The following is an 11,469-nucleotide window of genomic DNA, read 5'->3' on the forward strand; positions in this document are numbered from 1 at the left end:
ACGGAAAAGTTAAAAACCAAACTTTCTTCCGTGCTACCTTTTTTCTTGATAAAAAAGTAGCCAAAAAATCAATAAGAATTTGAATTTTTGCAATCACCAAAATCAAATCATTCTCATTTGAAGTATTAAAATTACGTATAAACTCCTCCACTTCCACCGCAATCGCATAAATTCTTCGGGTAAATCAAAACATTACAATCTAAAAATTTAACATGAGGGGTGTTTCGCAGTGACATCTAGATTTTTTCGTCTAGCTTCTTGATAAGTCGAGAAATAAATAAGAGTATGAATTAGCTAATTTTCCTACTTTTAAATTAGCTTGCTCTTATTTATTCGCAGATGAATCTTAGAAGCTCAGAAAAAATCTTCCTGAACTAGAAATGCCCCTCATGGTTCAAATCAAAAGTTACACATAATTGTAATTAAATTTAAGTAAAAGCTATTTATTTAACGCTTGACTTAGCCTCAACCTCAGCCTTAAACTTAACCATCACTCCTGATACCCCAAAATTCTTACTGTTACATATCCGCCTCCACTACTAGCTTTAATTATAATTGGTTGTTTAAAATTATTCTTAAATTTAAAATCAAAATAATCCCAAGCAACCGTTGCATCTTTTCCTTCGGGAACATAACTAACATCTTTAGAGTGGGTATGCCGTTCTATAATCTCTAGCTTATCCTGTTTTAAAGCATTATATAATGTACTGGAAACCTGACAAATCCCTCCTCCAACTCCTGGTACCAACCTTCCATTTACAATCTGTGGTGCTTCTTTAAATCCTCGCTCCTTAGTTCGCGGGCCAACGATTTCATTAAAAGAAAATACCTCACCCGATAGTATTAGTTGATTATTAATTGACTCAGTAGCTAATTTAATATTTTCCCTTCTACTCTCACTTCCCGTTGCTCGAGTGGTATAAACACCAATTTCTTTAGTTATTTTTTCAAGTTGCTCCTTTCTGATATATGGTTCTATTCTTTCTAAAACTGATTCTAAGTACTCACCTTCTTCAGCCTCTACAATCTTTCCTTTAGTAGCTGTAATATCTAAAATCTGCCCAAAAGCTTCAGGTATAATCTCTCCACTTTCTTGATCTAAGGTAGCATCAACAGGATATAAGATTAACTCTTGAGAATGCTCTAAAAGTAACTCTTCAACTTCATGGGATAAATAACCACTTAGATCATACTGATAATAACTCACTCCATCCTCTACTCCCCAAATCACTCTTCTTACTTTATCTAACTCTCCTAATAAACTCAACAGCAAAATAACAACTAAGATAATTATTACTAAAATTATTGCTCCTCGCTGGACTACATAAATTATACCTCCTTGATCACTCATCTTTTCTGTCATTCCAATAACTCAGAAATAGTCACTAACTCATAACCTTGCTCTTGTAAATTAGCTATCATCTCTGGTAAAGCTGCTGCTGTTGGTTCAGTAGGATGCATCAGTACAATTCCACCATTCTCCGCCTTATCAACAACACGTTTGATAATTACATCAGAGCTAGGACGTTGCCAATCAATAGTATCAATCGTCCACATAATCGTTCTATAACCAAGCTCCTCAGCAACCTCAACAATCCTTTCATCTACTTCACCATATGGCGGAGCAAATAAATCGGTCTGATAACCAGTCTCTGCAGCAATTAATTCCTCATTATCCTTGATTAGACTAGTTAGCTCTTCGTTTGATAATTGCTTAGGATGCCAATGCCGGAAACCATGGTTTCCTAATTCATGACCTCGCTCCTCAATCTCTGTTATCAACTCGGGAAATTTTTCAACCCATCTTCCAATAAAAAAGAAAGTTGCTTTAACCTGATATTGATCTAAAGTATCAAGCATATCTGGTATGTGTTGTTCCCCCCAAGCAACATTGATCGCTAGAGACATCTTAGCCTCATCTGTTGGCCCTTGATAATAAGCCCCATTTTGAGCTTGAAAAACAGGTCGCTCACCATAATTAGGAGTATTGAATTTAATCATCCCAAAACTGACTAAAATAACAACAGCAAGCAAACCGACAATAACTTGACGATTCATTGGCAAATAAAAAAATCTTATCTTTCTTTTAGCCATCTTCATGCCCCCTTTCTATCTTCTTTTGTAGACCTGTATGCTTCTCAATATAATAATCTTCAGTATAAATTAACTCAGACAGCGGTACAATTTCATAACCTTGCTCCTTTAACTTAGGAATCAACCTACTCAATGACTTTGGAGTTTTCTCTCCATCATTATGCATTAAAATAATATCACCCGGGCCAACATTATCTAAAACACGATTGACAATATAATCACTACTGACATCCATCCAATCATGAGAATCAATACTCCATTGAACTGGATAATAACCTAACTCCTCACAGGTCTCAATCAACAAATTATTGTATTCTCCAAAGGGAGGTCGAAATAACCTTGAACCTTCTCCAGTCAATTTCTTAATCAACTCTTCTGTTTGATTCAACTCTTGTTTGATCTCTTCTTTTGTCAAAGAAGCCATATGAGGGTGTGTATAACTATGATTACCTATCTCATGGCCCTTAGCTACCATCTCTTTAATAAGCTGAGGGTTTTCTTCTAACCAATTACCACCAAAAAAGAAGGTTATATTTAAATCATGTTTTTCAAAAATCTCTAGTATCTCAGGTGTTCTCTCTGCCCCCCACATTCCATCTAAAGTAATAGCTATCTTCTTATCTTCTCGATCTACTTTATAGATTGGAACCAACTTATCTTGACTGACCATAACCTCTTCTCTTTGAACAACAAACTCCCTAGTTACTGTCCCAAATAGAAAGAAAGCAAACCCTAATACTACACAAAGTATCAAGATATCTTTAGCCTTTAACATTAATATCATTCTCTTTATCCTCCTTACCACTCCTTGCTATCTATTTATTCAAACTAATTATTAATTATCACTTTCAGCAGCAACTGGAATATTTTACTCTGAATATTAAGCCAACTGACTAATATAATTTTATAACCTAACCTAGATAAAGGATGTCTGCTAATGAAAATAATTTGGTTCAAAGCTTTTTCAACCTCTACTCTAGCATCATTTTTCTTCATCTTCTTTCTATTTGGTTCTATATTTAACTTTGCTGTTCAAAATAATCAATCACAATCAAAGTTAGAAAAAAAGATAGTTATTGATGCTGGACATGGAGGTATCGATGCTGGGGCCAACACAGAAGGAATCTTAGAAAAGGATATTAACTTAGCTATTGCCAAAAATTTAGCTGCTTTTTTAGATAGAGGTAGTTTAGAAATAATAATGACTCGTAAAGAGGATAAATTATATAATGATGATCGTAATCAAGATATTATTAATCGAACTAAGATAACTAATGAAAGTAATGCAGACCTATTGGTCAGTATCCATGTCAACAGCTTCCCTAGTTCTACATCATTTGGGGGCCAAACTTTTTATAAACCTAATTCAGAAGAAAGTAAAGAACTTGCTTCCGCTATTCAAGAAAAATTAATAGAAATTCAACCAGAAAATTATCGCAAGATCAAATCAGCTCCCTATTATATTTTACGTAAAAGTGAGATTCCAGCTGTAATTGTAGAGGTTGGCTTTATAAGTAATCCTCAAGATAGAGAAAGGTTGACCAATCCAGAAGAACAACAAAAGATTGCCCAAGGAATTGGAGAGGGAATTATCAATTACTTTAATCAAAAATTAAAAGAGACCCCTAATTAGGGGTCTCTTAGCTATCAAATATTTTAAAAAATCAAGTTGAGAAATGGTGTTTTCCAATTATTGTCTCACTACGCATATTATCAAACATCCATTGGGATGTTGCAGTTACAGGATTGTAATAAAATACTGCTCCTCTACTAGGATCCCAACCTTTTAAAGCCTCTTCAACTGCATCTCTTGATTCTTGATCCGGTTCTAACCAAAACTGTCCATCATGCACCGCAGTGAAAGCCCATGGTTCAAAAATAACATCTTTAATAGAATTAGGAAATTCTTGATCTTCAACTCGATTCAAAACAACTGCTGCTATTGCCACCTGTCCCTTATAAGGTTCTCCACGTGCTTCTGAATAAACAGCTCTTGCTAGTAATTCAAACTCTTCATCTGTAATATCTACTTCATAATTTGAAGAGTCTTGGCTTGTTTCAGTAGCTTGTACTGCTTGTTCTGTTTCAGCAGCTTGTACTGCTTGAGTATCTTCTCTTGTCTGAACACTAGCTTCAACACTAGAGTTAGAATGTGGAATAGTTAACATTCTTCCAGTACGAATTGAATCAGAACTTAAATTATTCCAAGCTCTAAGCTCTCGAACTGTTGTGTCAAAACTTCTAGCAATTCTCGACAAAGTATCTCCTGCTCTAACTTGATACTGCTTTGAAGTCAAGCTATTAATTGTTCTCCAATCAGAAATTCCATTAATCGCTAAATTATTATCTTGCTGATATCTGATTACTGCTCTTTCCGTCTGTTGACCATACTGCCCACTTATTGGCCCAGAGTAATAACCAAACCCTGCTAATCTTGCTTGCAATTCTTTTACATCCTCACCATCACTCGTAAATGATAATGGTCTACTCCCCAATGAAGCCGCCTCTGCTACAGGTACTAATACCATCGCTGTCAAAATCATTACTGCCACTGCTAATATAGTTTTTTGCTTCATCGCTCTCCTCCTTTAAATTCTATCATGATTATCTAAAATGCTTAACCTGCAGATAATTATATAAAATTGCTTGTAACTTATCAAAGGAAGTTCTTAAGATAACTGGAAATAAAAATTAATAAACAAAAAAACTTTAATCCCCAGCTGGGGATTAAAGTTTTTTATCTGGCAAAGACATGATTTCCAATTTTAACAATTGTATCCCGGGTTTCAAACCAAGAAATATAATTAGCAGTCCGTGGATTATAAAAATATACAGCCCCACGGGTTGGATCTTCTCCTCGTAAAGCAGCTTCAGCTGCCCGATAAGCTGTTCTATTTGGTGTTAGATTAATCTGTCCATCAAAGACCGGTGAAAACTGTCCTGACTGATAAATAACCGCTTCAATATCATCAGGAAAATAAGAATCAATTACTCGATTTAACACTACAGCTCCTACTGCTACTTGTCCAATATAAGGCTCTCCTCGAGCCTCACCATGTATTATTCTAGCCAGTAATTCAACCTCTTCATCACTTACCGTATGATATAAAACTTCTTTGTCACTTAAATTATTGATCGGTAATTGAATCGTATCACCTAATCTAATTACATCTGAACTACCAAGATCATTCAACTCTCTAAGCACACTAACATTAGTATTGAACTCTCTAGCCAAATCATATAAATTATCTCCACGTTTAATAGGATAATCTAAAGTCTCTAAATCACTAACATCAATTTCTTGACGAGGACTCTCTTTTCTAACTTTTACTTTATACTCTTGGTTGACATCTAATTGATAATTATCTAATTCATCATCTGGTTGATATAATTTATTAATATCTTCTTGAATAGCTATTCCATCAACTACTTCATGATGTTCAGGAATTAATAACTTGTCTCCCGCTCTAATAAATTCATCTTCTTCCAAACTATTAAGCTCTCTAATCTCCCGCACACTGACCTCAAATTGTCGGGCGATATTAATCAACGCCTCACCTTCTCCCACCGTATAAACTAATTTAACTCTAAAGTTTGGAGCAGCCCAACTAATTTCAGCTGTAAATAATATAAATAAAATAGCTAATCCAACTATAAGTTTATTCTTTTTAAACATTTCACTACTCCTTTCCTAGACTAACTTCTAATTTAGATACCTTTTAAAATATTCTAGATAGCTTGTCTAATTCCTGTTAATTAATCAATTAATTTATCTGTTAATTTATTTAATTTATCAATTACAATTTGGCTCTCTGAAGGAAAAGATTTCAAAAATATATTACCATAACTTTTACTGACCACCCGATTATCCAAAATTATAACCCAGCCTTGATCTTCCTTAGAACGAATCAACCTACCAATTCCTTGCCGAAATTTAATTACTGCTTTAGGTAACATATAGTTGAAAAAAGAATTCTCTCCATTAGCTTCTAAATCTTCTATCTTAGCTGCTATAACTGGATCAGTTGGTACTAAAAAAGGTAGTTTGACAATAACTACACAGCTTAATTGCTCACCTGGAATATCTACTCCTTCCCAAAAGCTAGCTGTTCCTAGTAATAATGATTTTTGATTGGCTTTAAACTCTTCAATCAATTGGTGGCGAGACTTCATACCTTGACAGTAAAGATTATTAATCTTTAATTGATCAAGTTCTTCTAATAGCTCTTGATAAACCTGATTTAACATCCAGTAAGAAGTAAATAAGACTAAACTGTTTCCTTCTCTAATTTGAACAATATTCTTTACTGCTCTAACAACTTCTTGAACAAATGATTTCTGGTTTGGATTGGAAAGATCTTTGATTACCCCTATTCGTAATTGATTACGATAATCAAAAGGGCTTCCTACTTCTAAATTATCTACTGTAAATTCTTGAAGTCCTAAATTCTTACTAATAAAGTCAAAGGAATTATCAACTGTTAAAGTAGCCGAAGTAAAGATCACAGAATCCATCTTTTCTAATAAATTAACCTGTAATTCTTGACTAATATCTAAGGGAGCTGAACAGAGACTACAATTATCAGAACGATGTTCTAACCAATAGACATAGTCTTGCTGAGGAGTCTCAATTACTTCTTCGATAGTCTGCTTGACCTTATTACAAAAATCTATCTTTGCTGCTAATTCTACAGCTAAAGCATCAAAATTTTCTAGTTCATCTTCTGTTAATGCTAGCTCTTCAAATAACCCTTCTAACCCGTGTCTTAAACTACTTAAGTCTAATAAAAAATTCTCAAATTCCACCTTAATAACCTGCTGCCATAACTCCTTTTCACGAACTTCCTCTGTTAGCCTGACCTTATATTCTTTAAAATTGCTATCTAGAAATTTAATCAACTGATTAAATAAGCTATGTACCTTCTCAGTTAATCTCCTAACTAACGGAACTAAATCATTATCAATTCGCTTTTGAAAGCTTTGTTTTAATTTATCTTTTAGCTTACTGCTGGCTAATCTCAATTGTAATAAAACTCCAATTCCTTCTTCTGAGTGGTGTAAAGATTGTAGAAACTTAACAATTCCTTCTTTATTAAGCTTCAACCCTAAATAATTAGTGGCTACTTCTTCTATATTATGTGCTTCATCAAAAACAATCTTCTTATAAGCAGGTAAGACTGCTGTTTGTTCCTCTAAATCTTCTTCCTTTCTTAAAGCAAGATCTGCAAATAATAGATGATGATTTACAATCAACAGATCAGCCTCTTCAACTTCCCTTCTAGCAAAGATAAAATGGCACTGCTCATAATAAGGGCAGTTGGCCCGTAAACATAATTCACTCTTAGCTGCAATCTGATCCCATAATTCAAACTCAACCTTGAACTTCAAATCAGAGCGACATCCAGTTTCAGTCTTTAAAACCCATTGATTAATCTTTGATAACTTATCATATTTATCAGCAGTTAATTGAGCATTTTTTTCATATTGAATTAACCTTCTCAAACAGACATAGTTTCTTCGTCCCTTAACTAATACAGCTTTGAAATCCAACTCAAAAACTTCCTGCAATAACGGAATATCCTTATTAATCAACTGTTCTTGAAGATTAATTGTATTAGTTGAAATAACAACCTTTTCTTCTTCAACTAATGAAGAAAAGATACTAGGAACCAAATAAGCTAAAGACTTTCCAGTTCCTGTTCCAGCCTCTATTAATAGATGTTTTTTCTCTTTAAAGACATCCGTGATCTTAGTTGCCATTCTTTGCTGCTGGGGTCGATATTCATACTTGGCAAAGGAAGTAGCCAAATTTTGACCAGGAGCAAAAAAATCTTCAATTTGATCTAACTCTAACTTTAAACTCATAATCCCTTATCCTTTCACTTTACTAACTCTTTAAGCGTAGCTAAATTTTGTTGATCATCACCATTGTCATCAATTGGGGTCTCTAAAATAAATAATTTATTCCGTAATTGAGGATGATTAACTAAATTTTCAAAACCTTCTAGACCGATTTCACCCTGTCCAATATGCTGATGACGATCCTTATTAGAAGCAAACTCTGTCTTAGAATCATTAGCATGAATTACTCCTAACTTATCTAACCCAAATAACTGGTCAATCTGCCTTACTAACTTATCTAATTCTTCTTCAACACGCAAATCATAACCTGCTGCAAAACCATGACAAGTATCATAACAAAGCCCTAATCGGTCATTATTCGTAATTGGCTCTATCATCTGCTTTAACTCTTCTAGACTAGAACCTAAAGCTGTACCAGCTCCAGCGACATTCTCTAATAAAATACGAACTTCAGGATCAGTTCGCTCTAAAACCTCTTCTAAAGCCTCCGTTATTCTAGTAATTCCTGCTTCAGCACCCGAACCTGTATGGCTACCTGGATGTAAGACTAAATATTCAATCCCCAATCTATCAGCCCGTTTGACCCCTGCTACCAAAGCATCAATTGATTTTTGATATAACTCATCTTTAGGTGAAGCTAAATTGATTAAATATGGAGTATGAATTACTGCTGATTCTATTTGATATTGCTTTAAATTATCTTTAAATTTCTCTACTTCTTCATTAGTCAATTCCCTTGCTTTCCAGCCCCTTGGATTGGTAGAAAAGATCTGAAAAGTATTACAGTCTAACTCAGCTGCTCTAATAACTGCTTGGTCAATCCCTCCAGCAATTGATGTATGGACACCAAATTTCATATTTCCACCTCCCGTTTCAATTCACAATTTATGATGTACAATTTACAATTAAATTCAAAACAAAAAAGAAAAATTAAAAAACATAAACCAGAATAAATCCAGTTTATGCCTTGAATAAAATTTATCCTTATTTATTAATTATCTTCTTTATTCTGCTCATCTTTATCCTCTAAAGCAGCTTTACGAGATAGATTAATCCGATTTCGATCATCGATTCCTATTACTTTAACGAGTACTTCATCTCCTACTTCTAAAATATCTTCTACCTTTTTAACATGATGATCAGCTAACTTAGAAATATGCACTAATCCTTCTTTACCTGGCAATACTTCAACAAAGGCACCAAAGTTAGTTGTTCTTTTTACTTTTCCTAAATACATTTCCCCAACTTCAACATCCTTAGTTAACCGTTCAATCATCCTACGAGCTTCCTTGCCACCTTCTTGATCTTCAGCTGCAATAAAGACTGTTCCATCATCTTCAATATCAATCTTTACGCCTGTCTCGTCAACAATCTTCTTAATTGTCTTCCCGCCTCGACCAATAACATCTTTGATCTTGTCAGGATCTATTTGCATTGTCATAATGCTTGGAGCATGAGCTGACATCTCTTCACGTGGTTCAGAAATTGTCTTTAACATTTCATCTAAAATATGCAATCTACCCACTCTTGCTTGTTCTAATGCTTCTTTTAGAATCTCTTTAGCAACACCTTTAACCTTCATGTCCATCTGTAAAGCTGTAATTCCTTCTTTCGTTCCTGCTACTTTAAAGTCCATATCTCCATTGAAGTCTTCTATTCCTTGAATATCTGTTAAGATTGCTACTTGATCATCTTCTTTCATTAATCCCATTGCAATTCCTGCTACTGGTGCTTTAATTGGTACTCCAGCATCCATTAAAGCTAATGTACTTCCACAGATACTTGCTTGGGAAGTAGAACCATTTGAAGCTAAAACTTCAGAAACCAACCTTAGCGTATAAGGAAATTCATCTGCTTCAGGAATCATCGGTCTTAATGCTCGCTCACCTAAAGTACCATGGCCAATCTCTCTTCTACCTGGTCCACGCAATGGACTCGTTTCACCTACACTGTATGGTGGGAAGTTATAATGATGCATATATCTTTTAGATTCTTTCTCTTCTAACCCATCTAAGATCTGCTCATCACCTACAGCACCTAATGTTGCCACTGTCATTGCTTGCGTCTGCCCACGAGTAAATACTCCTGAACCATGTGCTCGTGGCAATAAACCAACCTCACACGAGATTGAGCGAACTTCATCTAACTTACGACCATCAATCCTGACTCCTTCATTTAAAACTAAGTTTCTGATCGATTCTTTTGCAACCTTATCTAAAGTACTTTTAACTACTTTAATTATTTTTTGAAGATCTTCATGCTCTTGATATTTATCCTTAAAATGATCGATAACTTCTTGCTTTACCTGATTAACTTGATCTCCACGCTCAAATTTATCAGCAGTCTGTAAAGCTTGACTTAGTTGATCTCCTACATAATCTCTAACTTCCTTTTCAATCTCTGCATCCTCAACAACTTTTAATTCAATATCTGCCTTTTCTTTACCTACTTCGTCAACTATTTTACTCTGTAATGCTGCAACTTCCTTAACTACCTGATGTCCAAAATCAATAGCTTCTATCATCTCTTCTTCTGATACTTCGTTGGCCCCTGCTTCAACCATCATTACTGCTTCTTCAGTTCCTGCTACTGTTAAATCTAATCCACTTTCTTTATATTGCTCAATCGTTGGGTTAATAACAAATTCTCCGTCAACTAATCCTACTTTAACCCCACCGATTGGCCCATCAAATGGAATATCCGAAATAGCAAGTGCAGCTGATGCACCAATCATAGCAGCAATATCAGGAGTATTGTCAGAATCAACTGATAATACAGTAGCTACTACTTGAACATCATGCCTCATCCCTTTAGGAAATAAAGGACGTAGTGGTCGATCAATTACCCGTGATGTTAATGTAGCTGCATCACTTGGTCTTCCTTCTCGCTTAATAAATCCACCAGGAATCTTACCCGCTGCATATAACCTTTCTTCATAATTAACCATTAATGGAAAAAAGTCAATCCCTGACCTAGGTTCATCCATTGTAGCAGTTACTAGAACAACTGTTTCTCCATACCGAACCAAAACTGAACCATTAGCTAACTGGGCCAACTTTCCAGTTTCAATCGTTAACTCTCTTCCTCCTAATTCCATTGACCATTCTTGTGCCATAAAATCTAACCCCTTTCTCAATATTGTCTTATTTTTAGCTATACCCAATCTCAGAATTTAAATACTAAAATATAAGAGCGGGAATCCCCGCTCTTATAATCCATTATTATCCTCTAAGACCTAAATCACTAATTAATTCTCGATAAGCTTCTATATCATTATTTTTAAGATATCTAAGTAATCTTCTTCTTCGACCAACCATCTTTAACAGACCACGTCTAGAGTTGTGATCTTGCTTATGATCTTTCAAGTGTTCAGTAAGCTCTGTAATTCGCTCTGTTAAGATAGCAATCTGTACTTGTGCAGAACCTGTATCATTATCATGAAGTCCATACTCATTTATAATTTCTTGCTTTTTCTCAGCTTCTAACATTATTTGTCACCTCCTTATGATTTAA

The 11,469-nt window shown here is 34.7% G+C and carries 10 protein-coding genes; 1 reads left to right on the plus strand and 9 read right to left on the minus strand.

Going from position 1 to position 11,469, the window contains the following annotated elements:
* Positions 1 to 490 precede the first annotated feature (490 nt).
* The 3 genes from MWH28_RS03695 to MWH28_RS03705 are packed head-to-tail and all read right to left on the minus strand — an operon-like array spanning position 491 to position 2,878.
* Positions 491 to 1,363 carry a VanW family protein gene (locus MWH28_RS03695; protein ID WP_248617937.1) on the minus strand — a complete coding sequence of 291 codons (873 nt, stop codon included), beginning with the start codon at positions 1,361 to 1,363 and terminating at the stop codon, positions 491 to 493.
* On the minus strand, positions 1,360 to 2,094 hold the full coding sequence (locus MWH28_RS03700) for a polysaccharide deacetylase family protein (protein ID WP_248617938.1): 735 nt from the start codon (positions 2,092 to 2,094) through the stop codon (positions 1,360 to 1,362). Before MWH28_RS03700 ends, MWH28_RS03695 begins: the two co-directional genes overlap by 4 nt.
* Complete coding sequence (locus MWH28_RS03705) at positions 2,087 to 2,878, minus strand: polysaccharide deacetylase family protein (RefSeq protein ID WP_248617939.1); 792 nt, start codon at positions 2,876 to 2,878, stop codon at positions 2,087 to 2,089. Before MWH28_RS03705 ends, MWH28_RS03700 begins: the two co-directional genes overlap by 8 nt.
* A 153-nt stretch (positions 2,879 to 3,031) precedes the next feature.
* Between MWH28_RS03705 and MWH28_RS03710 the strand changes: the two genes are divergently transcribed.
* Positions 3,032 to 3,727 carry an N-acetylmuramoyl-L-alanine amidase family protein gene (locus tag MWH28_RS03710; RefSeq protein ID WP_248617940.1) on the plus strand — a complete coding sequence of 232 codons (696 nt, stop codon included), beginning with the start codon at positions 3,032 to 3,034 and terminating at the stop codon, positions 3,725 to 3,727.
* A gap of 31 nt (positions 3,728 to 3,758) precedes the next feature.
* Here the strand turns inward: MWH28_RS03710 and MWH28_RS03715 are convergent, their stop codons facing one another.
* From MWH28_RS03715 to rpsO, 6 genes are all read right to left on the minus strand, one after another.
* Positions 3,759 to 4,670 carry a cell wall hydrolase gene (locus MWH28_RS03715; protein WP_248617941.1) on the minus strand — a complete coding sequence of 304 codons (912 nt, stop codon included), beginning with the start codon at positions 4,668 to 4,670 and terminating at the stop codon, positions 3,759 to 3,761.
* Between the two features lie 161 nt (positions 4,671 to 4,831).
* Positions 4,832 to 5,770, minus strand: a complete 939-nt coding sequence (locus tag MWH28_RS03720; protein ID WP_248617942.1) for a cell wall hydrolase — start codon at positions 5,768 to 5,770, stop codon at positions 4,832 to 4,834.
* 80 nt (positions 5,771 to 5,850) lie between these two features.
* Positions 5,851 to 7,959 (minus strand): ATP-dependent DNA helicase, encoded by a 2,109-nt coding sequence (locus tag MWH28_RS03725; RefSeq protein ID WP_248617943.1) that lies wholly within the window; start codon positions 7,957 to 7,959, stop codon positions 5,851 to 5,853.
* A gap of 14 nt (positions 7,960 to 7,973) precedes the next feature.
* Positions 7,974 to 8,813, minus strand: coding sequence for a deoxyribonuclease IV (locus tag MWH28_RS03730; protein WP_248617944.1), 840 nt, complete (start codon positions 8,811 to 8,813; stop codon positions 7,974 to 7,976).
* A gap of 134 nt (positions 8,814 to 8,947) precedes the next feature.
* On the minus strand, positions 8,948 to 11,071 hold the full coding sequence (locus MWH28_RS03735; RefSeq protein ID WP_248617945.1) for a polyribonucleotide nucleotidyltransferase: 2,124 nt from the start codon (positions 11,069 to 11,071) through the stop codon (positions 8,948 to 8,950).
* Between the two features lie 106 nt (positions 11,072 to 11,177).
* Positions 11,178 to 11,444, minus strand: coding sequence for a 30S ribosomal protein S15 (gene rpsO / locus MWH28_RS03740; RefSeq protein ID WP_282580116.1), 267 nt, complete (start codon positions 11,442 to 11,444; stop codon positions 11,178 to 11,180).
* Between the last annotated feature and the right edge of the window lie 25 nt (positions 11,445 to 11,469).

It is taken from the genome of Natroniella sulfidigena (genome assembly GCF_023223645.1).
GTDB classification, from domain to species: Bacteria; Bacillota; Halanaerobiia; order Halobacteroidales; family Halobacteroidaceae; genus Natroniella; species Natroniella sulfidigena.